At 64.6% G+C, this 26,854-nt stretch carries 25 protein-coding genes; 18 read left to right on the forward strand and 7 right to left on the reverse strand.

Going from position 1 to position 26,854, the window contains the following annotated elements; genetic code table 11:
- The first annotated feature begins 174 nt into the window (after positions 1-174).
- Genes AC1DS3_RS04510 through AC1DS3_RS04520 form a run of 3 tightly spaced genes read left to right on the forward strand, consistent with a single transcriptional unit; the run spans position 175 to position 2,178 of the window.
- Entirely contained in the window at positions 175-795 is a 621-nt protein-coding gene (locus AC1DS3_RS04510; RefSeq protein ID WP_174426188.1) for a LemA family protein, read from the forward strand.
- Positions 796-810: 15 nt separating this feature from the next.
- Positions 811-1,668, forward strand: a complete 858-nt coding sequence (locus AC1DS3_RS04515; RefSeq protein WP_441640564.1) for a TPM domain-containing protein — start codon at positions 811-813, stop codon at positions 1,666-1,668.
- 6 nt (positions 1,669-1,674) lie between these two features.
- On the forward strand, positions 1,675-2,178 hold the full coding sequence (locus AC1DS3_RS04520; RefSeq protein ID WP_441640565.1) for a TPM domain-containing protein: 504 nt from the start codon (positions 1,675-1,677) through the stop codon (positions 2,176-2,178).
- Here the strand turns inward: AC1DS3_RS04520 and AC1DS3_RS04525 are convergent.
- A complete protein-coding gene (locus tag AC1DS3_RS04525; protein ID WP_441640566.1) occupies positions 2,168-3,457 on the reverse strand; it encodes an MFS transporter in 1,290 nt (429 codons plus the stop codon). The two genes, AC1DS3_RS04520 and AC1DS3_RS04525, sit on opposite strands and share 11 nt — an antisense overlap.
- Before the next feature lie 77 nt (positions 3,458-3,534).
- Here AC1DS3_RS04525 and AC1DS3_RS04530 point away from each other — a divergent pair, with 77 nt between their 5' ends.
- The gene (locus AC1DS3_RS04530) at positions 3,535-4,584 is read left to right on the forward strand and encodes a LysR substrate-binding domain-containing protein (protein ID WP_441640567.1); all 1,050 of its coding nucleotides are present in this window, start codon (positions 3,535-3,537) and stop codon (positions 4,582-4,584) included.
- Positions 4,585-4,587: 3 nt separating this feature from the next.
- On the opposite strand, the gene AC1DS3_RS04535 is transcribed toward AC1DS3_RS04530, so the two are convergent.
- The 3 genes from AC1DS3_RS04535 to AC1DS3_RS04545 form a co-directional block, all read right to left on the reverse strand.
- The gene (locus AC1DS3_RS04535; protein WP_441640568.1) at positions 4,588-5,757 is read right to left on the reverse strand and encodes a M48 family metallopeptidase; all 1,170 of its coding nucleotides are present in this window, start codon (positions 5,755-5,757) and stop codon (positions 4,588-4,590) included.
- A 60-nt stretch (positions 5,758-5,817) separates the two neighbouring features.
- Positions 5,818-6,915: a YjgN family protein gene (locus tag AC1DS3_RS04540; RefSeq protein WP_441640569.1), complete on the reverse strand. Its 1,098-nt coding sequence runs from the start codon at positions 6,913-6,915 to the stop codon at positions 5,818-5,820.
- 1,000 nt (positions 6,916-7,915) lie between these two features.
- Positions 7,916-8,875, reverse strand: a complete 960-nt coding sequence (locus AC1DS3_RS04545) for a phosphatase PAP2 family protein (protein ID WP_441640570.1) — start codon at positions 8,873-8,875, stop codon at positions 7,916-7,918.
- A gap of 1,429 nt (positions 8,876-10,304) precedes the next feature.
- Between AC1DS3_RS04545 and AC1DS3_RS04550 the strand changes: the two genes are divergently transcribed.
- The 3 genes from AC1DS3_RS04550 to AC1DS3_RS04560 are packed head-to-tail and all read left to right on the forward strand — an operon-like array spanning position 10,305 to position 12,837.
- Complete coding sequence (locus tag AC1DS3_RS04550) at positions 10,305-11,681, forward strand: sigma-54 dependent transcriptional regulator (protein WP_441640571.1); 1,377 nt, start codon at positions 10,305-10,307, stop codon at positions 11,679-11,681.
- A 38-nt stretch (positions 11,682-11,719) separates the two neighbouring features.
- Positions 11,720-12,454: a class I SAM-dependent methyltransferase gene (locus AC1DS3_RS04555; protein ID WP_441640572.1), complete on the forward strand. Its 735-nt coding sequence runs from the start codon at positions 11,720-11,722 to the stop codon at positions 12,452-12,454.
- Between the two features lie 47 nt (positions 12,455-12,501).
- Complete coding sequence (locus AC1DS3_RS04560; protein ID WP_441640573.1) at positions 12,502-12,837, forward strand: GtrA family protein; 336 nt, start codon at positions 12,502-12,504, stop codon at positions 12,835-12,837.
- Between the two features lie 20 nt (positions 12,838-12,857).
- Here AC1DS3_RS04560 and AC1DS3_RS04565 read toward each other — a convergent pair whose 3' ends face one another.
- Genes AC1DS3_RS04565 through AC1DS3_RS04575 form a run of 3 tightly spaced genes read right to left on the reverse strand, consistent with a single transcriptional unit; the run spans position 12,858 to position 16,388 of the window.
- The gene (locus AC1DS3_RS04565; RefSeq protein WP_441640574.1) at positions 12,858-13,883 is read right to left on the reverse strand and encodes a glycosyltransferase family 2 protein; all 1,026 of its coding nucleotides are present in this window, start codon (positions 13,881-13,883) and stop codon (positions 12,858-12,860) included.
- On the reverse strand, positions 13,876-15,168 hold the full coding sequence (locus tag AC1DS3_RS04570; protein ID WP_441640575.1) for a glycosyltransferase family 87 protein: 1,293 nt from the start codon (positions 15,166-15,168) through the stop codon (positions 13,876-13,878). The genes AC1DS3_RS04565 and AC1DS3_RS04570 overlap by 8 nt, the downstream gene beginning before the upstream one ends.
- Positions 15,159-16,388, reverse strand: coding sequence for a glycosyltransferase family 87 protein (locus tag AC1DS3_RS04575; protein WP_441640576.1), 1,230 nt, complete (start codon positions 16,386-16,388; stop codon positions 15,159-15,161). Before AC1DS3_RS04575 ends, AC1DS3_RS04570 begins: the two co-directional genes overlap by 10 nt.
- 1,108 nt (positions 16,389-17,496) lie before the next feature.
- Here AC1DS3_RS04575 and AC1DS3_RS04580 point away from each other — a divergent pair.
- The 11 genes from AC1DS3_RS04580 to AC1DS3_RS04630 all read left to right on the forward strand — a co-directional run bounded on the left by AC1DS3_RS04580 (position 17,497) and on the right by AC1DS3_RS04630 (position 26,850).
- On the forward strand, positions 17,497-17,682 hold the full coding sequence (locus tag AC1DS3_RS04580) for a Flp family type IVb pilin (protein WP_441640577.1): 186 nt from the start codon (positions 17,497-17,499) through the stop codon (positions 17,680-17,682).
- 60 nt (positions 17,683-17,742) lie between these two features.
- On the forward strand, positions 17,743-18,000 hold the full coding sequence (locus AC1DS3_RS04585) for a Flp family type IVb pilin (RefSeq protein ID WP_441640578.1): 258 nt from the start codon (positions 17,743-17,745) through the stop codon (positions 17,998-18,000).
- Between the two features lie 64 nt (positions 18,001-18,064).
- Positions 18,065-18,613: an A24 family peptidase gene (locus AC1DS3_RS04590; protein WP_441640579.1), complete on the forward strand. Its 549-nt coding sequence runs from the start codon at positions 18,065-18,067 to the stop codon at positions 18,611-18,613.
- A 144-nt stretch (positions 18,614-18,757) separates the two neighbouring features.
- Entirely contained in the window at positions 18,758-20,131 is a 1,374-nt protein-coding gene (locus tag AC1DS3_RS04595; RefSeq protein WP_441640580.1) for an ATP-binding protein, read from the forward strand.
- Positions 20,132-20,174: 43 nt separating this feature from the next.
- Positions 20,175-21,023 carry a Flp pilus assembly protein CpaB gene (gene cpaB, locus AC1DS3_RS04600; RefSeq protein ID WP_441640581.1) on the forward strand — a complete coding sequence of 283 codons (849 nt, stop codon included), beginning with the start codon at positions 20,175-20,177 and terminating at the stop codon, positions 21,021-21,023.
- Positions 21,024-21,102: 79 nt separating this feature from the next.
- Positions 21,103-22,950 carry a type II and III secretion system protein family protein gene (locus AC1DS3_RS04605; protein ID WP_441640582.1) on the forward strand — a complete coding sequence of 616 codons (1,848 nt, stop codon included), beginning with the start codon at positions 21,103-21,105 and terminating at the stop codon, positions 22,948-22,950.
- A gap of 34 nt (positions 22,951-22,984) precedes the next feature.
- Positions 22,985-23,326: a hypothetical protein gene (locus AC1DS3_RS04610; protein ID WP_441640583.1), complete on the forward strand. Its 342-nt coding sequence runs from the start codon at positions 22,985-22,987 to the stop codon at positions 23,324-23,326.
- Between the two features lie 26 nt (positions 23,327-23,352).
- The gene (locus AC1DS3_RS04615) at positions 23,353-24,645 is read left to right on the forward strand and encodes a pilus assembly protein TadG-related protein (protein WP_441640584.1); all 1,293 of its coding nucleotides are present in this window, start codon (positions 23,353-23,355) and stop codon (positions 24,643-24,645) included.
- A gap of 9 nt (positions 24,646-24,654) precedes the next feature.
- Positions 24,655-25,164: a TadE/TadG family type IV pilus assembly protein gene (locus AC1DS3_RS04620; protein WP_441640585.1), complete on the forward strand. Its 510-nt coding sequence runs from the start codon at positions 24,655-24,657 to the stop codon at positions 25,162-25,164.
- Positions 25,161-25,619: a TadE family protein gene (locus tag AC1DS3_RS04625; RefSeq protein WP_477109606.1), complete on the forward strand. Its 459-nt coding sequence runs from the start codon at positions 25,161-25,163 to the stop codon at positions 25,617-25,619. The genes AC1DS3_RS04620 and AC1DS3_RS04625 overlap by 4 nt, the downstream gene beginning before the upstream one ends.
- A 25-nt stretch (positions 25,620-25,644) precedes the next feature.
- On the forward strand, positions 25,645-26,850 hold the full coding sequence (locus tag AC1DS3_RS04630) for a CpaE/TadZ family protein (protein ID WP_441640587.1): 1,206 nt from the start codon (positions 25,645-25,647) through the stop codon (positions 26,848-26,850).
- Positions 26,851-26,854: the final 4 nt, after the last annotated feature.

The raw sequence follows: 26,854 nt of genomic DNA on the forward strand, positions 1-26,854 counted from the left end.
ACGGAACAGCGCGCATGGCAGGTTGGGGCTGAATGGGAGCACGCCGTGGCGACCACGGCAGAAACGACAATCTACCGGGACGGCCGGCCTGCCGTCAACTGCACCCGGGCCGATCCGCTTGCGCCGGCCGGTCCCTGCGCTACACTGGGGACTCCACGAATTCCGGAGTCTTCGATGCGCGCATCCCCTTCCCTGTCACTGTCCTCCGGGCGCTCTGTGCTGCGCTGGCTCATGCTGGCCTTGTGTGCAAGCCTGCTGTCCGCCTGCGGGTACAACGACTTCCAGTCCAAGGACGAGGCCGTCAAGGCGGCCTGGGGCGAGGTGATCAACCAGTACCAGCGCCGCGCCGACCTGATCCCCAACCTGGTCAATACCGTCAAGGGCTATGCCACGCATGAGCGCGAGACACTGGAAGCCGTGACCAAGGCGCGCGCCGCGGCCACCAGCATCCAGGTCTCGCCCGAGACCCTTAACGACCCCGAAGCCTTCAAGCGCTTCCAGCAAGCCCAGGGCGAGCTGAGCGGCGCGCTGTCGCGCCTGCTGGCGGTGTCGGAGAACTATCCGCAACTCAAGGCCGATGCGTCGTTCCGCGACCTGCAATCGCAGCTCGAGGGCACCGAGAACCGCATCACGGTGGCACGCCAGCGCTATATCACCGCGGTGCGCGACTACAACATCCTGGCGCGCAGCTTCCCCACCAACCTGACCGCCATGATCTTCAAGTACCCGGTCAAGCCGTCTTTCACGGTGGAGAACGAGAAGGCCATCTCGGCACCGCCCACGGTGAAGTTCTGATCCCGGACCATACCTATGCGCAATCCCTCTGAGCGCAGTGGCTGGACAGCCGCCATGCTGGCGCTGCTGCTGTGGCTGGGCGCGCTGCTGGCGTCCCCGGCCATGGCCGCCGGCGACGGCTTTGTCGCGGTGCCGCCGCTCACGCAGCGGGTCACCGACCTCACCGGCACGCTCAGCGCCAGCCAGCGCAGCGCGCTGGAAAACGTGCTCGCAGAGTACGAGCAGCAGCGCGGCAGCCAGATCTTCGTGCTGATGGTGCCCACCACCGATCCCGAGCCCATCGACGCCTACAGCATCCGCGTGGCCGACGCCTGGCGCGCCGGGCGCAAGGGCATCGACGACGGCGTGATCCTGCTGATCGCCAAGGACAACCCGCCCGGCCTGCGCAAGATGCGCCTGGAAGTGGGGCGCGGCGTGCAAGGCTCGCTGACCGACGCCATGTCCAAGCGCATCCTGCAAGACGTGATGGCGCCGCACTTCCGGCAGAATGATTTCTATGGCGGCATTGCGGCCGGCGTCTCGGCGATCCAGGCCACCATCGACAAGGAAGCCCTGCCCGGCCCGCAGGCAGGCGCCAAGGCCGCCCAGAGCGGCTCGTGGACCGACTGGCTGCCGGTGCTGTTCCCGCTCGCCATCATCCTGTTCTTCTTCATCTCCGCAGCCCGCCGCTCGGGTGGCTCGCGGATCGTGACGCGCGGGCGCGGCTGGGACGCGGCTGCGGGCGGACTGGGCGGCACCCTTGGCGGTCTCGGGGGCGGCGGCTGGGGACGTGGCGGCGGCGGTGGCTTCGGAGGAGGCGGCGGTGGCGGCGGCGGCTTTGGTGGTGGAGGCGGCGGCGGCTTCGACGGAGGCGGCGCCTCCGGCAACTGGTAACGACACATGCCACACTTCAAACGCGCCCTGCGCCATCTCGGCACGCGCCCCGGCGCCGCCAGCAAACTCTTCCCCGCCGACGCCCAGCAGCAACTGCAGCAGGCGGTGCGCGCCGGCGAGCAGCGGCATCACGGCGAAGTCCGGGTCGTGATCGAATCCAGCCTGCCCTTGGCGCTGGCCTTTTCCGGCACCAGCCCGCGCGCCCGTGCCCGCGCCCTGTTCGGCGCGCTGGAGGTATGGAACACCGAAGGCCACACCGGGGTGCTGCTCTATATCAACCTGGCGGATCACGCGGTGGAGCTGCTGGCCGACCGTGGCATCGATGCCCGCGTGGCCCCGGAAACCTGGCGCGCCATCTGTGACGAACTCGCTAACGGGCTGGCCCGGGAGCTATCGGTCAGGCCCGTGCTGGCGGCAGTGGAAAAGATCCACGATCAGCTGGCGCAGCATTTCCCTTCTGGCGACCGGCCCAATCCGAACGAGCTCGACGACCGCCCGGTCATGCTGTAGCGCTGCTTGCGTGACGCGCCCCCAGCATGTACCACAGCGCGGCCAGTACCTGCAGCGCCACCAGCCCGCCCCACACGGTCAGGTGCGCCGCCTTCGGGTAGCGACCCGCATCGGCGGGCCAGAGGTCCAGCACCAGCCCGATGCCGACCTGGCAGGCAAAGGTGGAGAGGAACACCGTCAAGGTCAGCGCCGTGGTGGCGCGCCCGATCAGCGCGTCGGGGAAGCTGCGCGCCAGCACGGCATAGGCCAGGATGCCGCTGGAGCCGAACACGCCATAGGCCGCCCACAGCAGCACCGGCGGCAGGGGCACACCCGCCATGATCAGGCACTGGATCACGATGAACCCGCTCATGCCAACGCCGGCGAAGGTGTAAAGGCTCACGCCGGCACGCTCGAGATGGCGCGCGGCCCAGCCCGCGCACACGCAGCCGCCCATCATGGCAAAGCCGATCACCGACACCAGGCGAGCGCCCTGCTCCGGCGAATAGCCGGCCACATCCCGCAGGAAGGCACCGACCCACAGCGTCTGCACCGCCAGGAACACACCTTGATTCAGCAGGGCCAGCGGCACCACGCGCAAAAAGCGCGCATTGCGAAAGACTTGCCAGGTGCCGCGCAGCTGCTCGGCAAGGCGCTGCTTGCCAGCGCGGCTGGTCTCGGGGGCGCCGAGCCACAGCAGCGCCGCCATGGCCAGCGTCAACCCGGCCAGCCCGTAGCTGACGGTGCGCCAGTCGGTCCATGACAGCAGCCAGCCCAGCGGCGCGCCCACCACGACGGCGCCCAGCCCGCCGATCGCCATCACCACCCCATTGAGCAAGGGCATGCGCGACAGGGGGAACCAGATCGACAGGGCCTGGATGGCAGCCCCCAGGCAAACCGACACGCCCACGCCGATCATCAGGCGCCCTGCCGCCAGCGCGGCCATGCTGGTCGCCGAGGCGAACACCAGCGCGCCAGCCACCGCCACCAGCAGCAATGCCGCCTCGGTGCGGCGCGGGCCAAAGCGGTCGAGCATCAGCCCGGCCGGCAACTGGGCGCAGGCAAACCCCAGGAAGTAAAAGCTGGTCAGCAACCCCAGGTCGGCGGCGCCCAGCCCCATTTCGCGGATCAAATGCGGCGCGAAGCCGAGGTTGACGCCCCGGAAGATATAGGAAACCAGGAAACCCAGCGAAAAAATGCAAAGCACGCGCCAGCGCGCGGCGGCCAGCGCAGGATCGCCAGCCCGGGAAGCAGGAGACGGCGCCGCAGCGGCGGGGGTGGATACATTGGCAGAATTCATGTCTGCATTGTCGTCAGTCGCCGCGCGCAACACCAACGAAAGATACCCGCCGCAATTGTGAGTAGAATTTGACGGCAATGACCTCCCGACACCCGAAACCCATCAAGCCTGGCCTGTCCGGCCAGCCCGGCTTGCCCGCCCGCCCGGCTGAACCCGCCCCGCCACCCGAGCCGCTGCGCACGCAGCGCGCGCCTCACCTGCCCGCGCTGCAGGCACTGCGGGCGCTCGAGGCCGCTGCCCGCCACCGCAGCTTCTCGCGCGCAGCGGAGGAGCTGGCGCTAACCCACAGCGCCATCAGCCACCATCTGCGCGCGCTGGAGGACAAGCTGGGCACCAAGCTGTTCCAGCGCACCGGCCACCTGATGATCCCCACCAATGTGGGCGCGCGGCTGGCCGAGCGGATTCGCGACGGGCTGGCGGAACTGGAAGACGGCCTGCGCGAGGCCAGCAACGGTGGCGCCCCGCAGGTGGTGCGGCTGGAAGTCAGCGTCATGGCCGACCTGGCCAACGCGTGGCTGATCCGCCGCTTGCCGAGCCTGCACGCGGCCCTGCCGGGGCTGGACTTGCACCTGCGGCTGCACGCCGAGATCACGCCGCCCGATCCATACTCGGTGGACGTGGGGATCTGGCACCAGCGCGTGGACCTGCCCGGCTTTGCCTGCCACAACCTGATCGAAGACCATGTCATCGCGGTAGCCAGCCCGGCACTGCTCGCGCGCTACCCCGGCTTCACGCTGGCCGACCTGCCGCGCCTGCCAATGCTGCGCTTCGCCCTGCGGCCGTGGCGCGACTGGCTGGAAAGCGCGGGCCTGCCTGGCACGGAGCCCGAGCGCGGGCCGATCTTCCAGGACGCCGGCATGATGCTGCAATCGGCAGTGGCAGGACTTGGCGTGGCCACCGCGCGCCTGCAACTCGCCAGCGACTACCTTGCCAGCGGCGAACTGGTGCAGATCGGTACCACCCGCATCCCGTCCAGCCTGCATTACTGGGTGACCTGGCGCGAAGGCAACCCGCGCGAGAAGGCCATCCTGCGGTTCCATAGCTGGCTGCAAAGCCAGGTGGCGGGCGCCGCCCTGCGCGCGCCGCTTGATGCACCTCGGCCGGGTGCGCCGCAGCCGGGCGCCTGAGACCTAGCGCCCGGCCGCCCGCAGCGCCTCGATGCGCTCTCGCGTGAGCGGATGGGTGGAGAAGAAACTGTCGCCATCGTCGCCATCCCCGTTGTTGCCGCCATCCTCCGCGGCACGCCGGCTGCGGCGCTCGCGCTTGGTTTCGCGCTCGCCGGAGGCGGCTGGCGCGCTGGCCTCGCCCTCGCTGTCGGCCTTGGCCGCCTGGACTTCCGCCTGCCGGGCGTGGGCGTCCTCCAGCGCCTGCAACACGTCGGCAAACGCCGACACCGGCAAGTGGTTGCGCTGCATGACCTCCACCGCATACGCATCCGCCGCGCGCTCATGGTCGCGCGAGTAGCGCAGGGTCAGGATCGCGGCGGGCACGCCTGCCAGCACGGTGGAATAGTCACCAAAGAAATAAGCCGCCAGCGCGCCCACCGCCGAGGCCTGGAGGATCTGCTGCAGGCCATGGCGCTCGGCCACGTGCCCGGCCTCGTGGGCAAGCACGCCCATGAGGCCCGGGCCCACGCCGGTCAGCTTGACGAGTTCATCCGTCACCACGATGGTGCCGCCCGGCAGGGCCAGCGCGTTGGGCCCGAGCCTGCCGCCGTGGCGGAACAGGATCTCGTACTCGTGGCCCGGATCGGCCGGGCGCACCAGCGCGGCGAAGTCGGCGCGAATCCGCTGCTGCTGCGCCTGCGGCAGGGCCGATGGCATGAGCAAGCCATGATCGATGCTGGCGAGCGTGGCCTCGCCGAGGCGGGCTTCCAGCGCCGGCGGCACGCTGCGCGCCACCATGCCGGCGCCCCAGGGCAGTACGTAGAAATATCCCAGCAGCAGCGCCGCGGCCAGACCCGGCACGGACAGCAGCGCCAGCCGCCAGCTGTTCTGCGCACGCACCACCCAGCCTTCGCGGTGGCCGCTGGCGCCCAGCAATGCGGCAAAGCCGGCGTGGTCGGTGACCTCGCAGAAGGCGCCGTCGGCAAACGTGACCAGGCGCGGCGCGCGCTTGACCCGTTCGGAGACGCGCAGCGCGGCCAGCGGCGCGCGGCGCAGCACCGTGCCATCGGCTTCGCGCAGCACCGCATCGCGCCCTTCGATGGACAGCATCACCCGATGGGCACGCGACGAGCGGCCGTCGAAGTAAGTGGCGGCTACCGGGGCGGTGGCCGTGGCGTCGGGGATATCCTGCATCAGGGCCTTGGCATCGAAGTGAACGAACTTGGCTGGGCGATGGGGTGGGTCACAGCGCAGTCACAGCGCAATGTCGATGTCGTACCAGTCCACCGCGGCATCGCCCAGCGCGCCAACCTGCTGCGTCTCGCCGGCCACGAAGGCGTCCAGCGGACCCGCCGCGAGCATGGTCATGCTCTCGATACGGTAGCGCATCGAACGCACGCGCGCGAACGGCAGGAACAGGCCCAGCGTCAGTGCATTGGCGATCATGTTGGTGGCGAAGATAAATAGCAGGCGGCCCGCCTTGACCTCGCTGCGAAACGCGTGCGGCGCCAGCGTGGTGTGATTCCACACCAGGTTCTGCAGCCGCGCCATGAAGAAGGGGCCGACCGCCATCATCGCCACGAAAAAGCCGATGACAGCCATGATCCCCGCCACCACCGGCGCGCCGATGCCCGCCCCCATGCCAGCGCCAATCCCGGTGCCGATGCCTTTGCCCAGCATGCCGCCGACCACGCTCATCCCCACCACGACCGCCACCATCATGCCGAATGCGCGCAGGTAGACGCCATAGAAGCCGCCCGCGCTCGCGCTGATGCCGAAGGGCGCGGTGCCAAAGCGGGTGTTGTCATGCTGGTATTGCTTGAAGCGCTGGTGCGCCAGCGGCGCCAGCGCATAGAGGCTGAGCACCGTGAGCACGGGCCAGAGCAGGAACACCTTGTAAGCCTGGGCATCGCTCCCGGTGAAGGCAAAGCGCAGGCCGCGGTAGCTGGAGTTCGCCATGCGAAAACGCAGGGACCGTACCAGCAGCAGCGGAAACACCACCGCCACAGCCAGGCCCAGCGCCAATGCCAGGAACAGGGAAATATGGCTGGCAAGCTGAAACACCATCGCCAGGCCAAACACGATGGCGCGGCCCTTGAGGATGGCGGAGGCACGGCCGTGGTAGTCGAAGCTCGCGCCGTCCAGACGCGTGTTGCGATAGAAGTACTGCATCGTGCGGACCTTGGCCCAGGCCGAATAGATGCCCAGCGTGACGATGGTCAGCAAGGTATTGACAATCCAGATGCGGAAAAACTCAGAGCCCGAGCCAATGAACTCGAACCGCAGAGGACGCACAGTGGTGGCCGGCTGGTCATATGCCGCCGCTTGGAACGCGTTGTTATCTAGCTGCATTCTGCTTTCTCCCGTGAATTGTGCAATTTGGCGATACGCCGGCTAACCGCAGTACCCGCACGCCGCGCGACGATATCTCTTATCCCGGCATAGCGGCCAGCAATGTATCAGGAATGTAACCAAGTCGATCGTATTCGCCCGCCTTGGCAGGAAGTTCCCTACTCATCCAACAGGGCGAGGAATAGCCCGGGCCAATGTGAGTCAGCCAACATTTACCCACCGATCCGGCTACATCTTTTGTCGCCGGCGCATGCTTTTGGCGCGTGCGTAACCTTGCCGCACCGCCCATCGCCAAGACCATGTGCATCAAGGCGCACAAGCCGCTTGCCGTATGAAGTATCACCGCTGCAACCGTTCGCACGGTCGTGCGGCGACTGCTCCACCACCCGAATACGTTCTCGCGAATACCCTTTGGATGGCTCCCGGGCGAGGCAGCAAAGGACACCTCGCACCTCCCATTCGCCACATATGTTGATCTAAGAGAAGACAGAGCATCGCTTTTTGCCATGCCTGCCATGTTGCGGCGCACACAACAGCCCCGAAAGCAGTAACGGCAAGGAAACACTTTGTTACAAGAAACTCAGAATGTAACAAGTTCGCAAAATGCATTTCTAACAAAATCAGCAACTTATAAGCCATGGCACGTTCGTCGCTCTTGTCTTCGTTACAAAGAGCAGAGCGACCGAGAAGATAGTCGATGTCAGCAAATACGGTACGCCAGGGATGCCTGCGACAAGGCGGTACAAAACCACCGGGCGCGGCATCACGATAATCAGACTTGAACGGGGAGTGGAGCAGTGGCCGTGACAGGGCCTGCTTCGCGGGGAGGTTAAGCGCCGGGCCAGCGCAGTTTTCAGAATCCATGGCCCACGCCGCACACGGCAGCAGCAACGCTGCCGGTGCGGCGATTTCTATCTGCTTTGCAGTACTTTCAGGCGCGGGCTCGGTTCCGGAGGGACGGCGGAACCGGCCCGCCGCACTCTCTCGCGGCGTCGGAGGGTCAGAGAGGCTGCGGCTGGGCGACGTGTTGGTCGAGCATTCGTGGTTCGGCCGCTCTGCATACGCGCAGCAAGCCCGCCGTCAGGGCCCACAATCCCACGCCAGCCACGACATCCACCAGGTAATGCCCCCCTTCCGTCGGCGTCGACAGGATCATCGCCAGGTTCAACAGGCATGCGACCACGAACCCGGTGCGGGTCCAGCGCATCGTTTGCACAAAGATCAGCGCCATGGCGGTGTGATAGGACGGAATGGACACCAGCCCCTGTACGTGCGCGAGATCGAATACCTGCATCGCTCCGGCACGTAATTCGCTGAAGTGTGAAACGCTGGCCATCTCGGCGGCGCTTGCTACGCCGAACGAGACGTAGGCCCCGGCGGCGGGCCAAGGGGCGGAAATCAGCAACAGCAGCGTGCACGAGAGGAACATGTTGGACATGAACTCACGCAAATGTTCGGCCCGCCCCGCCAAACCGGTCACCATGGGAACCAGGAGCAGCTGAGCCAGGCCGCTGGCGTAAGCCAACTGCAGGAAAAGCGTCACCGCGGGCCGCGCCCTGACCCAGTTGTAGACCTGCGGCCAGTCAAATCCCAACAGCTTATCCAGCTCGGCCAGCCTGGCATCCACCAGAGGCGGGGCCAGCGTGATCAGCAAATAGGACATCACGCTCATGACATTGGTGAAGGCCACCAGCAGCGCGCCACATTGCGCCACTAGCGCCAGCCGCCGATAGTGCAGTCCGCGCGATGTTGCTGTCACGCGCGGCATGCCTGCGATCCAGCTGAGAATCAGGGCAATGGCGGCAAGCATCGCCACGGCCCTGCAGATGGCGACGAGGCTGGCATGGGCCACGGAACGCCCGCTTGCCGCGAGCCAGATCGAATCCAGAACCAGAAACCCGAGCACGAACATCCATCTGATCGCGTCACCGCGCGTGAAGACCCTGTCGCCCATTTTCATTTTGCAGCCCCTCCCCGGACTCATCCAGCTGCGCGCCCCGCTCGCTCGTCTGCGGCGAGGTACTGGATGCAAGATAGCGTAGTCGGGCTGCGTCCGGCATCGACTCTACGTGGGACTACCAAAGTACTAGGCGCCCAAGCATCGCTCCCTGACTGCCGGTTGCCTGGGGCAACCCGCCGAGGCGCCCTGCTTTCGCAGCTCTGGGCCCGTTTTCACAAATGCAACCGATCCACGCGATGCCAGCGAACTATGTAAGGCATGCGCAACTCATCCATACAGATGAGTCCGGCCCGCGTTCTGGCTTGTGAAAAGTACGCCGCGCGCTATATCGTCCGCCCTTAGGACTACGACCTTTGCCGTTAGTAAGAATCTCTCGTATTTTCGTTCTCATCGGCACGGGCCACTGCTAGTTCTTTCCAACCCTCGCATCGAGTACCGCCGGAGATACGCATTTTCAGAAATGCAACCATTTGATCCGCTGGCGCCAGGCTAGCGCTACCGCAGGCCACATGCCGGCATAGGGAAAGCACGCATCCGGGACGGAAGCGCGGGCTTGGAAATGCGAAGCAGCCGTTCCATTTAAGAAGCACAAGATGCTAGAACTTCGCATTTCCCGGTCGAGGGCATACTGAATCACAAAATTCGCAGGACGATGCGCAGTAACATGGAAGAAACATTCTGTTACACACTTGCGTTGGCAAGCGACGAGCTCATCACCGTCCCTGTTAGTGAAATCAATGACTTAGCAGCGCTGGCACGTTCGTCGCATTTATGCTTCGCAGAACATCTGATCGGACTAAAGGCGCAAGCCAGACCACAACAACTGGCACCGCCTTGCAACCACCAAGTCCGACGACAAGGTTATAACGAACCCGCAAGCCCAGGCGGGACCAGGGGAGGGGCTCAGGCGCAGGGCCGCGCCAGATAACTACACGGCCCAGGCAGGACAGGCATGCACAAACGTGCCTGCCCGATGATAGGCAGTTGCAGTCACTTCAGGCGCGGGTCGATCCGTCAATGGTCAGGATCGGCCCGCGGCACCTGCGCAAGGCGCGACACACAGTCAGTGACGCGCCGGGTGCGGGTGCTCCGGCGGGCTTTGCCCGTTGGCAGGGTTCCTGAAGTCAGGTGGGGACGGGAGGTCCACCACGCGAGTCGGGTCCAGGGAGCTTGTCGGCATTGTGCCGACGTTCAATTTTCACCCTCGTTCGTGACAAGCTGGCATTCGTGCTTAGCCAGGTGCGGTGATCGAGCCGAGCCCGATGTGGCCCGGACCCCGAGCGCCATGCAGCTGGCGAACTGAAGACCCTCCATTCCCGAAGCCGCGGTGCTCTGGATCAGGCATCGCCCTTCAAGAAGACCGCGAACTAGAACAAGTCCGGAACGGACACTAGCTCGCAACAAGAAGAAGAGATCGGGGGAGGGTTATATGACCGCGTACGTCAATCGTCCGCTGCTGTATCTGTCGCAGCATCACGACGCCATGCGTTGCAGGTTCCTGGCGCAACAAGGCTGGAAGCTGATCTTCGCATCAAGCCAGCGAGAGCTCGACGCACTCGCCCAGGACACGCAGCCCATCAGCGGGCTTCTCGATATACACAGTGGATTCAGTGACGCCGAGCTCGAGTCGTTCGAGCCTTGGCTCGCTCAGCCGAACATGAGCTGGGTCGCCACTGTCACGAGCAAGGAAGCGCTCTCGGATTCAGCGCGCCGTTTGCTCGGGCTGCACTTCGTCGACTACTACAGAGATCCTTGCGATATGTCGGCGCTGGCCCATTCCCTGGGCCACGCGGTCGGCATGGTGCAGCTGCGCCTGGAGGCCTCGCATCCACCGCCCCAGGCGAGTGGCCTCGACGGCATGATCGGCAATTGCGCTGCCATGCAAAGCCTGTTTCGCGGCATAGAGAAAGTCTCCAGATGGGATACGCCGGTACTCATCGCCGGCGAATCGGGCACGGGCAAGGAGCTAGCCGCCCAGGCGATCCACCGCGCCTCACGGCGCGCCGGGCAGCCCTTCGTGGCAGTCAACTGCGCGGCAATCCCCCCCACCCTGCTCATGTCGGAACTGTTCGGCTACGAGCGCGGCGCCTTCACTGGCGCCCTCAAGCGCAAGCCCGGGCGCATCGAGATGGCACACGGAGGCACCCTCTTCCTCGACGAGATCGGAGATATGCCGCTCGAAAGCCAGGCCAGCCTGCTGCGCTTTCTGGAAACCGGCCGCATAGAAAGGCTGGGCAGCACCGAGTCGATCACGGTCGATGCGCGCATCGTGTCTGCCACGCACGTCGATCTCGACGCGGCAGTTGCGGCAGAACGCTTCCGCGGCGACCTCTATCACCGCCTGTGCGTGCTGCGCGTCAAGCAGCCGCCGTTGCGCGAACGGGAAGGCGATATCACGCTGCTGGCCGAGCATATCCTGAACAATATCCGCTCGCATTCCCCGGATCATATCAAGGGCTTCTCGCCAGCAGCGCTGCGCGCCCTCAGTGCGCATGACTGGCCCGGAAACGTCCGCGAGCTGATCAACCGTACCCGGCATGCGGCAGCCATGTGCGAGAACGGCGTCATCACACCGTGCGACCTGGACCTGCAACCACCTCCCGAGACCCGCCCCCTGACGCTGGCGGAAGTGCGCGAGGCGGCGGAGCTGAATGCCGTCAAGGAGGCCTTGCAGCGGCACCACGAGCGGCTTATCGACGTGGCCGCGGAGCTAGGGATCTCGCGAGTCACACTGTTCCGGATGATGCGCGAGCACAGGCTTCAGGTGAGAAAGGGCGGGTTGGGCATGGTTTGCCTGCAGGGCTAGTCCGACGCCGGAAAGCGCGTTAGAAGAGGAGAAAAACCATGTCGCCCAATGCCTATCTTGAAATGGCACAGACCGAAGCCGCCCACTGGTGGTTCCGCGGCCGCCGGGATATCGTCGCAGCCATGATCAAGCGCCTGAGCTTGCCGGCCGACGCGGCCATCCTCGAAGTGGGGGCCGGCACGGGCGGCAATCTCGCCATGCTTTCCCGCTTTGGCAAGGTGAGCGCCGTCGAAATGGATGCCACCGCGCGGCAAATCGCCGAACAGAAGACGGCAGGCCAATTCGATATCCGCGGCGGCAGGTGGCCCGACGATATCCCATTTTCCGCGCCAGGCTTCGACCTCATCTGCTTTCTGGATTGCCTTGAGCATATCGCCGAGGATACGGCCTCGCTTGTGAGTGCACGACGCATTCTGAAACCAGGCGGCGCGGTGCTGATCACCGTGCCGGCTTATCAGTGGCTCTGGAGCCAACACGACGAATTCCTGCACCACCAGCGGCGCTACAGCCAGCGGGCGTTGCGCGCAACCGTCAGCGCAGCGGGCCTGGAGCTCGAGCGGATATCGCACTTCAACGCGCTGCTGTGCCCGTTTGCCATTGCCGCACGGCTCAAGGACCGGCTCAGCGGCAGCCCTGCCTCGACCGGCAGCGCGGTGCCCGCAGCGCCGCTCAATGCCCTGCTGCACCGGATATTCTCCGCGGAACGGCACTGGCTCTCGATGTCACCTCTGCCCTTTGGCATCTCCCTGCTGGCTGTTGCCCGGCTACCGTGAACGCACGGATCGATCGCGCCGGTACAACCCGGCTTATACGATTCGCCTTGTCAGGTGCCGCAGCGACCCTGCTGCATGTGACAACGGCCTCGACACTCATCGCCTGGGGCTCGGCGTCACCCATGCTGGCCAACGGTATTGCCTTCATCATGGCAACGGGCTGCTCCTACCTGCTCAATACACTGTGGAGCTTCTCGAGCCGGCTGCACCGCAAGAACCTCGCGCGCTTTCTTGTTGTATCCGCGCTCGCGCTGGTCCTCACGGTGCTCATCTCCTGGGCCGTCCAGGCAACGGGGGGCAGCTACTGGATCGGCTTGCTGGTGATCGTCATGGTGGTGACGCCTTTCAGCTTCCTGATGCATAAGATCTGGACCTACCGATAAGCTGCCCGCAGCAACATGCATCACCGCTCCTGGGATACTCGCCGCACGCTGGCCAGGTTGACCACCCGCTTGCCGGCGGCAAGCTGCCCCGGCTGGCGCCGTTCCTGATAGCGGCGGCGCACCAGGTAGATGGGCCGTCCCTTGGCTTCGTAGTAGATGCGGCCGACATACTCCCCTACCACGCCGATGCCGATCAGCTGAACCCCGCCAAAGAACAACAGCACCGAAAGCAAGGAGGCATAGCCGGGCACCTCCACACCAAGCACAATCGTGCGCGCAATAATGAAGATGCCGTACCAGAAGGCGATCGAGGCGATCAGGAACCCCAGATACGTCCATACGCGCAACGGCAGCGTGCTGAAGCTGGTAATGCCCTCCAGGGCGAGATTCCACAAACGCCAGCCGGAGAACTTGGAATGCCCGGCATTACGCGCCTCACGCTCGTAGGGCACGATCACGGTCCGATAGCCCACCCAGGCGAACAAGCCCTTCATGAATCTCCTGCGCTCCGGCAACTGCTTGAGCGCATTGACGACCACGCGGTCCATCAACCGGAAATCGCCGACGTTCTCCGGCAGCTTCAATTCCGACAGATAGTTATGCACCCGGTAGTAGGCCAGCGCCGCCGTGCGCTTGAGAAACGAATCGCACGAGCGGCTTGCGCGTTGTGCGAGGACGACCTCGGCCCCCTCCCGCCAGCGCGCAACCAGGACGGGAATCAGGCTTGGCGGATCCTGCAGGTCGGCATCGATCGGGATGACCGCATCGCCAAGCGCCTCATCGATCCCCGCGGTAAGCGCGGCTTCCTTGCCAAAATTCCGCGTCAGGTCGATCACCCGCACGCGAGCGTCCCGCCGCGAGATCTCCAGCAGCTTCTCCAGCGTGCCATCGTTGCTGCCATCATTGACGCAGACGATCTCGAACGTGGCCGCCTCGATCGATTCGAGTACTGGCACAACGGATTTGAAGAACCCTGGAATAGCATCGCGCTCATTGAAAAATGGCACCACCAGAGAGATCTGCTTGTTATCGTATTGATCAATCATGACCCACCCCCTCCACCCGCGTTTCATTGTTGTGGCACGGCTCCGGGTTCTGAACTCGCTCCGTGCGGATTCGACGGACTACGTGAAACAACGTTGCCAGGATCGCAAGCGGCATGAACTGGAATCCGATCGCCTGGACAACAAGCAACCCGAGCAGTGGCGTGAGCCAAAGGACGAGTAGCAACTCCTTCTCCCAGCGCACCCATCCGCGCTCAATGGCATAACCGGCAAGCCAGAGAATCACGAAACCGAGAAATGCGAGGTCGTAGTCGTAGAGATAAGGACTCAGCATCAGCGTGGCCGCCATCAAAGCGCTCGCCCGCAGCGGGAAACTGGCCGGCCTGCACCACGCATAGATCACGACGCCGGCGGCAAGGGCCGCCACCATGGCATGAATGCCATAGGAGAGCGCGAGATTACCGCCCAGCAATCTCACCAAGGCAAACACGGTCGGCATCCGGGCGAGCTTTGCTTCGCCACCCTCCACCGCGAGGCGTGCCATGTCCGCATTGGCGAGGAATGAGAAAAAGGTCTGCGTGCCGAACACCGAAGCGCTCAAAGCCAGCAGCGCGGCTGAAGAAGCCACCATGGCTGCCAGCGCCTTCCAGGCCCGGGCACAAACCAGTGCAAGCGGGAACAGCAACGCCAGGTGCGGCTTGATGGTCAGGATTCCCATCACCAGCCCGGCAGCAACCGGGTGACGCCGCACCATCGTCAGCGAGAGCGCGGCCAGACCGGCGGTGAGCAGGGCATTCTGGCCCGTCGCACACACCACGGCGATACCGGGGAAGGCCATGCCTGGCAGCCATGCGCCGCGCCAAGTAACAATGCGGCTCCCCGCCCACAGGTAGAGTGCACCGGTCGTCCCGATAAAAGCCCCGTACGCGGCGCCGAATGAAAGCAGCGCCAACGGACAGACCAGCAGCAGGAAGCTAGGCGGGTATAGCCAAGGAAGCGTGCCCCCGGCGGAGGCAAGGGCCGGCATTGCGGCGATCTCGACCAGCCGCAAGGTGGCGTCATCGTAGGCACCCATGGGGTTGCCGCTCAGGGCAAGCTGGGCGGCGCTCCAGAAGGCGATAAAGTCGCCACCGAACAGGCTCGCATCAGCTTGCCTCGACAGATAGGCACGCCAGATCCAGATCGAGAAGAAGAGAACGTAGGCGACGAGCGCCACGGCCGAGTACAGGCGTACCCGCTCGGGGTTCAGCCAGTGCTCGCCCGGCGCCTGGTCGCCATCGACTGCGGCAGCGGCAGCGGCAGCGGCAGCGGTTCTCATCATGCGCATGTCACACTCCCTGCCACCTGGGTGCCCGCCCGCCGCAGGATCGCGCCGGCCACCAGGATCAGGATCACGGGGCCGATCTGCGGGAGCGTCATGAAGGGATTGAGAAGTTCATACAAGGGCAGAAGCCACACGACTACCAGCAATTGCCGCTCGCCGCGCAGCCATCCTCGCCTGAGGCAGTCGCTCACCATGCCGACAATGGCAAGCCCCATCCAGGTCAGCTCATAGCCATGAAGATATGGGGTCGTCAGCATGGTGGCCGTGGCGAGCATGGCGATGCGAAGCCCCGTGGGAGTCTGCCGCAACCAGACATAGAGCAGGCCACAGATGGAAGACAAGGCAACCAGGCCCTGGGCCAGATAAGCCTGGGCGATGCTGCCGCCGGCCAGGCGCACCGCCGCAAACGCTGTCGGCGAAATAAGCCACCCCTGCGGGCTATGCTCAATCAGCTGCACTCGCGCCAGTTCGGCAGCGCCAAGGAAGGCCGGGATGGTCTCCCAGCCAAACGCCACCAGGCTGGCGCCAAGCAACGCGAGCGCGGTCAGGGCCGCGGCGGCGAGGGCCCTCCATGCCTTTGCCGCGATCAAGGCAATGGGAAACAACAGGCCGAGCTGCGGCTTGATACAGAGCAGGCCAATACAAATGCCGGCGAGCACCGGGCGCCGCTGCAGCCAGCGCATCGAGAGTGCCGCTAAGCCGGCTGTCAGCATGGAATTCTGCCCCAGCAAGAGGGTCAGCAACACCCCAGGAAACGCGACGATCGGCAGCCAATTCCCAGACCTCCAGCTCGTTGCGGAACCAAGCAACCTTAGCAAGGACGTGACATAGAGATACGCCGTGCCGGCTGAGAAGAGGAAATAGCTGACCGGGAACGGCAGCAGCGCCAATGGCAGCACAGCCAGCAGGAATGTCGGCGGATAGAGCCAGGGCATAAAGAAATCGCCGCCTGAGGCCTGCGAGCCGAACGCCGCCATTACCGGGGCCAGCAACTTAAACACATAGGCATCCTGCGCAGCCCCTTGCAGCGCTAGATAGGAAGCGCTCCAGAATACGGAAAAATCCACCCCGGGACGCGCCGCATGGCCGCTCATGAAGCCGTTGCTGGCCCATCCCCAAGCGACGACAAATAGACCGAAGAACACCAGCACGACAATGCTGTAGAAACGAACCCGGTCGAGGCCGAGCGCGCCCGACTGCGGGGATTCCTTGCCTTCGCGCATTCTGGCCCTCACGATTCGCTCCTGTCCGTGTCCTCGCAATGGCGCTTTTCTCGTGCGTTGAAAAGGCGCTACGCGATGCCGGTTTGCCTCTGGCTTTCGACGCGCTATTTGCCGAGCATCCTTAGCTGGTCCCTGGCACGCGCTCTCAGTTTCTCTTCGGCTACCGTGGTTTTAGTCTTGTCTGAATCCCAAGATTAAACAAGCGCGCCCCTTGCCCGAAAACACTGCGTTTTGCGGCTTTCCAGGGCAATAAAGGCCCAACGTTTCAGCCTTGAATCGCGAGCGAATAGCTCCCAGAGCCAGGCCTGGCGCCGAGGACGTGCCAGACCTGCGTAAGACGGACCGCCATTTGACGTTTCTCGCCAGAAACATGCCACTTGGCGCCAGCCTCGCCGCCATCACCTCAACCATTCGGCGGATCTGCCGGGCCTTGCGTCCGCGTGCAGAGGCTGTGCACGCCCTTTGCAATGCCCTTTTGCGGAAAGTCATCCTTCCTTCCTAGCGACTTAGGACTAGGCGGATCCGTCACGCCTCATCCATAGGCCGCCGTAACGCGTGCGTTGCTGCGCCGCACGTTTCCACGCAGCAACGACGATGCCGGCGCAGACCCTGGCTGGCACGCTCTCTGCGCGCCCGCCCTCCCGGAGTCCCTTTGAATTCAACGAATCCCGGTGGGGTGGCCCAGCTTTTGCCTATGGTCTGGCATACGGCCCCAGGACAGTTCCAGCTGGATGCCGAAGAAGCGGAGGCACGCAGCAAAGGCGCCGAAGCCCGACAACGAATCAGCGAAATGAACTTACGCCATGACTGCTGACCGACAACACGCCATGCCCGCTGTCCATCTGGAGGCCGCAAGGACTATCTGGAGGGACGGTACATCAAATCGCCTGCCAGGACTCCCCTCGCAGGCGCTGGTGAAGGGCATGCTGGACGGGATCCGGATTGCCGCCACGCATAGCGCCGCGATCTCTCGGCTTTGTCGCGAACACAAGGGTGGCAAGTGGCCGTTCCACGCCTTCGCAATCTGCGGCCCTCCGCAACGAACAACCCTCCCCCGCAGTTGATTTTCATTGCATCAAGTCTTTTCCCAACACCGAAGGAGATTGTCATGAATGCCCTGATCAACAACATCAAGCGCTTCGCCAACGATGAAGATGGTGTCACCGCCATTGAGTATGGCCTGATCGCTGCACTGATCGCCGTCGTCATCATCGGCGCGGTCGCGACCGTCGGCACACAGCTCAAGTCCACCTTCACAACGATTGGCACTGCGCTCACATCCGCTAACGGCTAAGGCGACGCGGACGGGCTCTCCAGCCCGTCCGCACCCCGCCTCGGCCAAGGCGGATTCACGATGGCTCACGGTGGAAAGGGGGGCTTCACGACACGAGCCATCCTGCCCAATCCAACGATCCACGACGACACGGCGGACACCATGCCAAAGCTAGGACGAATGTTCAGGGAACTGCACCGTGATCAATCCGGGGTGACTTCCATCGAGTACGCGTTGCTGGGGATTCTGATCGCCGTTGCCATTCTCATCTCGGTCCAGGCAGTAGGCGCCAGCGTGTTTGACCTTTACCAGAAGATCGCTTCCGCAGTCACCGCTTGAGCAGGAATGCCAGGTCCGAATAACGGGCCGGCACAGATAGAACAAAAAAAGTAGAGGGAACATCATGCTAGCCCAGTCCGCCTTACCGCAATGCGTCGGTCCATTGGTGATCGTGCTGGTCCTGACCGCAGCAGCCATCGACGCCCAGCAACGTCGCATTCCCAACTGGCTGACCTTCGGGGCGTGGCTGCTCGCGCTGCCTGTGCAGATCGTCATGCACGGCTGGGGCGCCGGAGCCCTGGCCTGGGCAAGTGGCTGGCTCACCGGGTTCGCCCTGTTCCTGCCGCTCTACCTTCTGCGCGGCATGGCAGCCGGCGACGTCAAATTAATGGCCGCGGTGGGTGCCTGGCTGGGCCCGCCGATGGCGTTCGAGATTGCGCTGGCTACCTTCGTGGCCGGTGGGGCGTGGGCGCTGGCACTGACGTTGTGGCGTGGCCGCCTTGGTCAGTTGCGCCGAAACCTTGCCTTGATGCTGACGTCGTTCGGTCGGGTCGGGCCTGCGCTCACCCGGGACAGCGGTGCCAGCAACGAATCGTCATGGTCGGTTGGATCGCTGCCCTACGGTGTGGCCATTGCCGCCGGCACGATCGGCGTGTTGTTCGCCTCCGTGTGACGACAACCATTCGCCACGATTCACCAGAAACTGAACCTGAAACTGAACCAGAAACTGAAATCGAGCTTGCAAGGCCGCACCAGCCAATCGACGGGGGGAGCAATGATCGAACACAACACATCGGGAACTGCGCAGCGGGCACCCATGCCAGGCTTCGACGCCGACAACCCGGACGGCGCCATGCGCGAACAAGTGCGTCCGTGGCATCCCGCGCCCAGGACGGTCGCCGACACCGGCGTCGACGTCACACTGCTGGTGGGACTATTGATGAAGGCGGCCTACGTGCATCGCAGCGCCATGCTCGCCCAGTTGGCCGATACCCTGAAGCTGCCCGCCACGGTGACCCACGAGGTCGCCAGCATCGCGGTGCAAGAGCGCATGCTGGAGGTGGCGCACCGCGGCGCAAGCGACCTTGACGTACGCTTCCGCCTGACCGATGCGGGGTATGCCAGGGCCGCCGAACTGGTCACGCGCAGCAGCTATGTCGGCGCAGCGCCGGTCACCCTCGACGCGTATCTCGCTGCCGTCCAGCGTCACTCCGTGCGCCAGGCATCGGTATCCAGGGAAGATATGGCTGCCGCCTTCGGCGACCTGGTCGTCCCTTCTCACCTGCTCGACGAGGTGGGCATGGCAGTCAATACCGGCCGGGCGCTGATGCTGTATGGCCCTGCCGGTAGCGGCAAGACTTACCTGGCACAGCGCCTTGGCAAGCTCCTGCCAGGTGCTGTGCCGGTACCGCATGCGATTACCGTCGCCGGCGAGATCATCCAGGTCTTTGACCCGCTCGTGCATGTCCCGTTCGATACCGCCGACGCACCGCTGCAGCAGCGCTCGACGGATCGCCGCTGGACCATCTGCCACCGCCCCGCCGTCTTGTCGGGCGGCGAGTTGACGCTGTCCATGCTGGACCTGCGCTACGACGCCATGTCGGGCTTCTACCAGGCGCCACCGCATATGAAGGCCAACAATGGCATCTACATCGTCGACGACCTTGGGCGCCAGCTGGTAGGCGTGAGCGAGTTGCTCAACCGCTGGATTGTGCCCCTGGACCGCGGCGTCGACATGTTCTCGCTGCAAACCGGCGTGCGATTCTCGGTGCCGTTCGATGTGTGGCCGGTGTTCTCGACGAACCTGGATCCCCAGCAGCTGGGCGACGAGGCATTCCTGCGGCGGCTCGGCAGCAAGCTCTTCATCGGCCCCTTGTCGAGCGATGACTACCGCGAGGTATACCTGCGCGCCGCCAGCGACGTCGGACTGGAAAGCACCGAAGCGGCATTCGACTTCCTGCTGGAGGAGCTGCACTTCCCTAGCAGGACGCCGCTGCTGGCCTGCATTCCACGTGACCTGCTTGTGCTGGTGGCGTCCAGCGTGCTCTATCACCGCGGTCCGCCGCAGGTGACGCAGGACGCGCTGCGCGGCGCCTGGAAGTGCTATTTCGGTGCGCAGGCAGTACCCGAATCCACGCGTCCCTCCGGCATAGGGATCGCATGGCAGGCCGCGCCTCACGCCGCCAGCTGAGTGCCGGCATGCTGTCTAACGAACAACGGTAAGGGGATTCATCATGAAAAACGCTCGAGCAATTCTGATGCTGTTCATCGCCCTGGTCGCGGGGGTCGCGGCGGTCGTCTCCGCCTCGCGATGGCTGGTGCAACAATCTTCCAGCTCGCTCAAACAGGTCGTGGTAGCAACCAGCGACCTGAATCTCGGACAACCGCTCACCAATGCGCAACTGAGCCTGGTGAGCTGGCCAGCGGGAAGCGTGCCGCCCGGCGCGTTCGAGGACCTCAAATCCCTCGAGGGGCGCGTGGTTCGCACCAGTGTCCAACGCGGAGAGCCGATTCTCGACGCCAAGCTCGCTCCGCTGGGCACCAAAGGTGGACTCTCCGCCGTGATTGGCCAGGGCAGGCGCGCCATCACCGTGCGTGTCAATGATGTGGTCGGGGTGGCGGGCTTTGCCCTGCCAGGCAATCACGTCGACGTGATTGTCAACACCAACGAGACCGAGGCCAAGGGCGCGGGCAACGGCAGCATCTCCAAGATCGTGCTGGAGAAGATCCTGGTGCTGGCGGTAGCCCAGCAAGTCAGCCGCGACGACACCCAGCCGAAAGTCGTCAATGCCGTCACGCTCGAAGTCACGCCCGAACAGGCAGAAAAGCTCGACGTCGCCCGCAGTGTGGGCACTCTGTCGCTCGTCCTGCGCAATCAGGTCGACGTCGCCGCGGTCAGCACCGGTGGCGCTACCAAGATCACATTGCTCGGCACGCCGCCGACGGAACAACCCGTCAAGGTGGTCACGGTCAATGCGCCGCACGCGCCGGCCAGACCGCGTCCGCTCGCAGTGACGCCGGCCAGGCCGGGCCATTGCATCGGAGTGCTGGCCGGCATCCAGGGCAGTGTTGAATGTTTCTGATGGCCAGGGCGGCCGCCCAGCCAGATTCTATTTGGCAACTCTAGGCGCGAAGTACAGCCTCTCCGGGGGGAGATACGAAATGAACAACGTCAATACGGAAGTCCTGAGTGGTGCCCGAGCCATTGCGCTCGCGAGCGTCGCAGGTGCAATCTTGTGCGTACCGTTGGCTGCCGCTGCCCAGGTGGCGGTCGAAGCCGGCGCCATCGCCAAATCCACCACCGCGGCACCTGCCAAGGCAGCCATGGGCGCGCCCGCCGGCGGCCCGGTGCAGATGACCATCAGCATGGCGCCCGCGCCGGCTGCCGCGGTGCCCGCGGACAGCCGCGGGCCGAACTGCACCGGCGCGATCCGCAACGAGAGCAATATCATCGTGCCGGTCGGCAAGTCTTCGCTGATCCCCCTGCCAGAGCCGGTACGCAACCGCACGCTCGGCAACCCCAACGTGGTCCAGGCCACCATGGTGTCGCCGCAAACCCTTTACGTGCTTGGCCGCAGCGTCGGCACCACGAACATGATCGTGCAAGGACGCAGTGGCGGCTGCAGCATCATCAACGTGGTGGTCAACGCAGACGCCGGCGGGCTCCAGACCTCGCTGGCGCAACTGATGCCCGGCGAATCACAGATCCGCGTGCTGACGGCCGCTGACAACCTGGTGCTCTCCGGCAGCGTTTCGAACGCGCAGGCCGCGCAACAGGCCATGGAAATCGCCTATGCGTACGCCGCAGCGGCGCAGGGCGAGGGCAACAAGAAAGGCGGCGTCCTCAACATGCTGTCTGTCGACACGCCACAGCAGGTCATGCTCGAGGTCAAGGTGGCCGAAGTGTCGAAGACGTTGCTGAATCAGCTCGGTTCGGCAGTCAACCTCCAGGGCGGCTTCGGCTCCTGGAGCGGTGGCCTGGTGACCTCGCTGCTGAGCGGCGCGTCGGGGGCCATCTTCGCCAACAAGGCGAACAACCGGCCCTTCAACGTGGCCGTCGATGCGCAGAAGAATGACAGCCTGGTGAAGATCCTGGCCGAGCCGAACCTGGTCACCATCAGCGGCCAGGAGGCGAGCTTCCTCGCTGGCGGCAAGATCTATATCCCGGTGGCGCAAAGCAATGCCCTCGGTGGTGCATCCACCATCACCCTGCAGCAGGAGGAGTTTGGCGTTGGCCTGAAGTTCACGCCGACCGTGCTGGCAAATGGGCGCATCAATCTCCGGGTGGCACCCGAGGTCTCCGAGCTCTCGCCCACCGGCGCCACGGTCAGCGGCAGCAGCCTGACGGGCCAGACCATCCTGCCTTTGATCACCACCCGGCGCGCTTCCACCACCGTGCAGATGCGGGACGGAGAGAGCTTTGCCATTGGCGGCCTGCTGCAAAACAGCGCACGCGGCTCGCTAAAGGCATTGCCGGGCGCCGGCGAGGTTCCCGTGCTGGGCACGCTGTTTCGCAGCACGTCTTTCCAGCAGGACCTGACCGAACTGGTGTTCATCATCACCCCGCACCTGGTCCAACCCATGCAGAGCGCATCCTATCCGCTGCCAACCGACAGCTTCTCGACACCGAACCCGCTCGCGCTCTATCTGATGGGCAATATGGAAGGCTCCGGCAAGAAGACTGACGCACCGAGCCCGACGCCCTCGCAGCCGGCCCCGGCAGCTCCCGCGCCGGCAGCGGTCCCGGCAGCGCCCGCTCCGCAGTCACCAAAGGCTCCGCTGAGCATGGTTCCGGCAGCCAAGCCGCTGGATGACGTGCCCGTCATCTCCCCGCCCGCGCCCCGGGCGAGCGCTGCGGGCGTTCCGCCGGCAGACGCTGCCGCCGCGCGCATCGCGCGCATCGAAGCCACCGCGGCACGACTGGCGCAGGCGCGCGCCGCTGCCACCGCCAGCCCCGGCGGCCTGGCGCCGGACAAAGCCCGCCCGGCCGAAACACCGAGCGCCAACTGAGCTGCCGAAGCGTCCGTCCACGAGGAGAACCACCATGAACAAGAACCTGAAGTGCGCGCGCTGCGCCGCCGTCACGCTGGCAGTGCTTGGCACTCTGACCCTGTCCGCCTGCATGACATCGACGCCAAACTGGGACAAGCATTTTGGCCAGGCCGTTACCACCGTGACGCGATCCCAGATCATCAACCCCGACGCGCCCGCCGGACTGCCATCGCTGACGGGCACCGATGGCAAGACCGCCGTGGCCGCAATGACCAACTACGAGCGGTCGCTGATACGCCTGCGCCCCGCCAACACAGGCGCTGCGGGTGGCATGGATTTCGGTGCGGGGGGCTACGGCGGCATGGGCATGGCGGGGGGTGCGGGAACGCGCTGAAATCGGTTTGCTCGGGGAGACTCATCATGTCCAAATCAACGCTTCGCAGGACCGCACTGTCGAGCCATCGCGCCCGGCAGCGCGGAGCGGTAGCGATCATCGTTGCGATCGCGCTGGTCATGCTGGTCGGTTTCCTCGGCCTGGCGCTCGACCTGGGCAAACTCTACGTCGCCAAGAGCGAACTGCAGAACGGCGCGGATGCCTGCGCGCTGGCTGCCGCTCGCGACCTGACGGGAGCCACACCACTCACCGTCTCGGAAGCAGCGGGCATTACCGCCGGCCTGCGTAACATGGCATTGTTCCAGAGCGAGTCGGTACAGCTTGCCGCCAACCAGAGCGTGACATACAGCGACGCATTGGCCGACCCCTTCCTGGACAAGAACAGCGCCACCTACCCGCTCGCCAGCATCAAGTACGTCAAATGCTCTGTCAGCCGCGCCGGCATTGCCAACTGGTTCGCCCAGGTGCTCAACTTCCTGCCGGGCGTGAGTATCGGGGCCCAAACCGTCGCGTCGTTCGCGGTGGCGACCACCGGCTCGGCACAGACGACCTGCGCCATCCCCGTCTTTGTCTGCAAACCCAGCACCATCAGCCCGCCACAGTCCCCCTATACCACCGGGCAGTGGCTGGTGACCAAGCTCGACGCCAGCAACAAGGGCACCTACGGGGGCGGCAACTTTGGCTGGGCGGACCTGGGCGGAGGCAACAGTGCCAGCCAGATTGCAAAGCAACTTGACGGCGCGGGACAGTGCAACTTGCCGGCCCAAGGGACATTGATTGGCTCTGCCGGCAACAAGGCGTCACTGGCGGATGACTGGAACAGCCGCTTTGGCATCATCAAAGGCTCGAAAGTGCTAGGCGTGACCGACTTTACGGGATTCACGTACAACGACACCACCTGGACGGCAAAGAGCAGCGCTTACGACGGCAGCTCCGTGGATACATCGGGCAAGACCCAGCCGAACTTCCTTGCCGCGCGCAAGGCCTATCGTGCCTATCAGGGCGACTCCGTCACCGGGCTGAGCACACAGGGCAATGCCGCCTCCGCCGCTTCGTACCAGAGCGGCGCGGATCGCCGCCTCGTGCTCGCACCGATTGTGGACTGCTCCGGTTTCGCCAACCCCGGCAACCATAGCGCGCCGGTAATAAGCTGGGCCTGCCTGCTGATGATCGAGCCCATGCAAACCGGCGGAAACATCGACTCCGTGCGGCTCGAGTACCGGGGCGACTCAAGCACGCCCGGCAGCCCCTGCGCGACGCAAGGCATCCCTGGCGCAGGTACTGGCGTAGGACCGCTAGTGCCGGTTCTCGTGCAATAGGAGGAGATCATGAAGACAAGAAAAATGCTCCTGGCGCGCCATCGCGGCGTGGCGGCCGTCGAGTTCGGCATTCTCCTGGTCCCCATGCTGCTGATGGTCTGTGGCGTGGCGGAATTCGGGCGCGCCATCTACCAGTTCGACACCCTGACCAAAGGCACGCGCTCCGCGGCCCGCTACCTGTCGCAGTTCTCCCCGCTGGATGTCAGCTATCCGACGGGGCCGGCGAAATGCCTGGCCGTCTACGGCAATACCAGCTGCTCGGGCTCCGCGCTCTCGACCGGCCTCACGACATCGATGGTGGTGATCTGCGATCGGGTCGATGCATCAGGCTGCCCCGGCATGTCATTCGCCAACGTGAGCACCTACGACAACAGCACGGGCACTGGCACGCCGGCCGGCACGATCAACCTCGTCACGGTCAAGATCACCGGATATACGTACTCGCCCATCCAGACCTTCATCAATGCAAGCGGATTGACCTTCACCGACATCGCTACCGTCATGAGGCAGGTACTATGAAAACGCGAGCCCCCTTCCTCCGGCCTGCGCGGCAGCGCGGCGCGACTGCTGTCGAGTTCGCCTTGATTGCCGGCATTTTCTTCCCCCTGCTGCTTGGCATCGTGGAGTTCTCCCGCGTGCTGTTCTACTGGAACACCGCAGCCGAGGCGACACGGCTTGGCGCGCGCATGGCCATCGTCTGCGACGCCGATGACGCGATCATCAAGACCAAGATGCGCTCACTGTTGCCACTGCTCAGCGCCTCCAACATCCAGCTCAGCTATCTGCCAACGGGATGCGACTCCGATGCGGTCACCGCGCGGGGCACCTGCCAGAGCGCAACCGTCAGCATAACCAACGTCTCGGTACGCACGTTCATCCCCTTGATTCCGATTACGCTGACCATGCCGCCCTTCACCTCCACGCTGTCCCGAGAGAGCATGAACTCGTCAAGCGGTGGATCGGTTTGCAGCTAGATTTCCCGAGATTGGAGAACGCACCATGTTGAAGATCCTGATCGCATCGGAAGATGCCCAAAAACTTGACGAGATTTCCCGCCTGAGCGCAGGGATCGGGAACTTCCAGACCATGTCGCTGCTGGAAGGGCCGGCCCGCTTTCCGTTCCATGGCAGCCAGATGCAGCTGGCGGATCTCCTCATCATCGAGCAACCCGTCGTCGGGGCATCGCAGATGCATAGCATCGAAGCCTTGCGTCAGCAGCACCCCGAACTGCCTTGCATTCTTGTCACGCCCAACCCGTGCTCCGACTGCCTGATCAAGGCCCTGCGCGCAGGTGTGCGCGACGTCCTCGCGTGGCCGCTGGACAGGATGCAACTGGCGGAAGCGCTGCGGCGGGTGGAGACCAGCCATGTGCCCAGGAATCGCGAGATGGCGCAAGTGATCTCGTTCATTTCATGCAAGGGCGGTGCGGGCACCAGCTTCCTCGCCAGCAATCTCGGGTATGCGCTTGGCACCCAGTTGGGAAAGCGCGTCCTGGTAATCGACCTGAACCGGCAGTTCGGAGACCTGACCTATCTTGTCAGCGACAAGCCACCGCCCTCCACCCTCCCGGAAATCTGCAGTCAGATCGAGCGCATGGATGCGGCGTTCCTGGATGCCTGCCTGACGCATGTCGAGAGCAATTTCGACATCCTGGCCGGCGCCACCGACCCGATCAAGGCGAGCCAGATTCAGAAAGAGAAACTCGAGTGGATACTCTCGGTGGTCCAGCCGGTCTACGACTTTGTGATCGTGGACATCGGACAGGCGCTCGACCCTCTGTCCATCGGCCTGCTGGATCGCAGCGATCGCATCTGCGTCGTCGTCGAGCCAACCATCGCCTTTGCCCGTCCGGGACGCCGCCTGCTTGATATCCTGCGCGCCCTGCACTACTCGGCCGACAAGGTCCACATCTTGCTCAATCGCGAGGGCCGCCGCAATGCGCTGGCCCGCTCGGCCCTGGGCGACGTGTTTGGCATGAAGATCTTCCACGCGCTGCCCGACGATTCCTCGGCTGTCGACGAGGCAATCAGCCACGGAGAGCCGGTCGCGAAATCCCACAAACGCAGCGCCATCGCCAAGGCGATCCTGGCACTGGGTACGCAGTTCGTTGCCGCAACCGGAGCCGGAGCCGGAGCCGAGCGCCGTGCGCAACAAGACAGCGTGTCGCCGTTGCGCAAGCTGATGCTGCGCACGCGTGCAACCTGAGCCA

The organism is Cupriavidus sp. 01L46 (assembly GCF_056399905.1).

Excerpts from the sequence above, each read along its gene's own strand:
- AC1DS3_RS04510 (WP_174426188.1), top strand. The coding sequence starts at position 175 with ATGCGCGCATCCCCTTCCCTGTCACTGTCCTCCGGGCGCTCTGTGCTG.
- AC1DS3_RS04515 (WP_441640564.1), top strand. The coding sequence starts at position 811 with ATGCGCAATCCCTCTGAGCGCAGTGGCTGGACAGCCGCCATGCTGGCG.
- AC1DS3_RS04520 (WP_441640565.1), top strand. The coding sequence starts at position 1,675 with ATGCCACACTTCAAACGCGCCCTGCGCCATCTCGGCACGCGCCCCGGC.
- AC1DS3_RS04525 (WP_441640566.1), bottom strand. The coding sequence starts at position 3,457 with ATGAATTCTGCCAATGTATCCACCCCCGCCGCTGCGGCGCCGTCTCCT.
- AC1DS3_RS04530 (WP_441640567.1), top strand. The coding sequence starts at position 3,535 with ATGACCTCCCGACACCCGAAACCCATCAAGCCTGGCCTGTCCGGCCAG.
- AC1DS3_RS04535 (WP_441640568.1), bottom strand. The coding sequence starts at position 5,757 with ATGCAGGATATCCCCGACGCCACGGCCACCGCCCCGGTAGCCGCCACT.
- AC1DS3_RS04540 (WP_441640569.1), bottom strand. The coding sequence starts at position 6,915 with ATGCAGCTAGATAACAACGCGTTCCAAGCGGCGGCATATGACCAGCCG.
- AC1DS3_RS04545 (WP_441640570.1), bottom strand. The coding sequence starts at position 8,875 with ATGAAAATGGGCGACAGGGTCTTCACGCGCGGTGACGCGATCAGATGG.
- AC1DS3_RS04550 (WP_441640571.1), top strand. The coding sequence starts at position 10,305 with ATGACCGCGTACGTCAATCGTCCGCTGCTGTATCTGTCGCAGCATCAC.
- AC1DS3_RS04555 (WP_441640572.1), top strand. The coding sequence starts at position 11,720 with ATGTCGCCCAATGCCTATCTTGAAATGGCACAGACCGAAGCCGCCCAC.
- AC1DS3_RS04565 (WP_441640574.1), bottom strand. The coding sequence starts at position 13,883 with ATGATTGATCAATACGATAACAAGCAGATCTCTCTGGTGGTGCCATTT.
- AC1DS3_RS04570 (WP_441640575.1), bottom strand. The coding sequence starts at position 15,168 with ATGCGCATGATGAGAACCGCTGCCGCTGCCGCTGCCGCTGCCGCAGTC.
- AC1DS3_RS04575 (WP_441640576.1), bottom strand. The coding sequence starts at position 16,388 with ATGCGCGAAGGCAAGGAATCCCCGCAGTCGGGCGCGCTCGGCCTCGAC.
- AC1DS3_RS04580 (WP_441640577.1), top strand. The coding sequence starts at position 17,497 with ATGAATGCCCTGATCAACAACATCAAGCGCTTCGCCAACGATGAAGAT.
- AC1DS3_RS04585 (WP_441640578.1), top strand. The coding sequence starts at position 17,743 with ATGGCTCACGGTGGAAAGGGGGGCTTCACGACACGAGCCATCCTGCCC.
- AC1DS3_RS04590 (WP_441640579.1), top strand. The coding sequence starts at position 18,065 with ATGCTAGCCCAGTCCGCCTTACCGCAATGCGTCGGTCCATTGGTGATC.
- AC1DS3_RS04595 (WP_441640580.1), top strand. The coding sequence starts at position 18,758 with ATGCCAGGCTTCGACGCCGACAACCCGGACGGCGCCATGCGCGAACAA.
- cpaB (WP_441640581.1), top strand. The coding sequence starts at position 20,175 with ATGAAAAACGCTCGAGCAATTCTGATGCTGTTCATCGCCCTGGTCGCG.
- AC1DS3_RS04605 (WP_441640582.1), top strand. The coding sequence starts at position 21,103 with ATGAACAACGTCAATACGGAAGTCCTGAGTGGTGCCCGAGCCATTGCG.
- AC1DS3_RS04610 (WP_441640583.1), top strand. The coding sequence starts at position 22,985 with ATGAACAAGAACCTGAAGTGCGCGCGCTGCGCCGCCGTCACGCTGGCA.
- AC1DS3_RS04615 (WP_441640584.1), top strand. The coding sequence starts at position 23,353 with ATGTCCAAATCAACGCTTCGCAGGACCGCACTGTCGAGCCATCGCGCC.
- AC1DS3_RS04620 (WP_441640585.1), top strand. The coding sequence starts at position 24,655 with ATGAAGACAAGAAAAATGCTCCTGGCGCGCCATCGCGGCGTGGCGGCC.
- AC1DS3_RS04625 (WP_477109606.1), top strand. The coding sequence starts at position 25,161 with ATGAAAACGCGAGCCCCCTTCCTCCGGCCTGCGCGGCAGCGCGGCGCG.
- AC1DS3_RS04630 (WP_441640587.1), top strand. The coding sequence starts at position 25,645 with ATGTTGAAGATCCTGATCGCATCGGAAGATGCCCAAAAACTTGACGAG.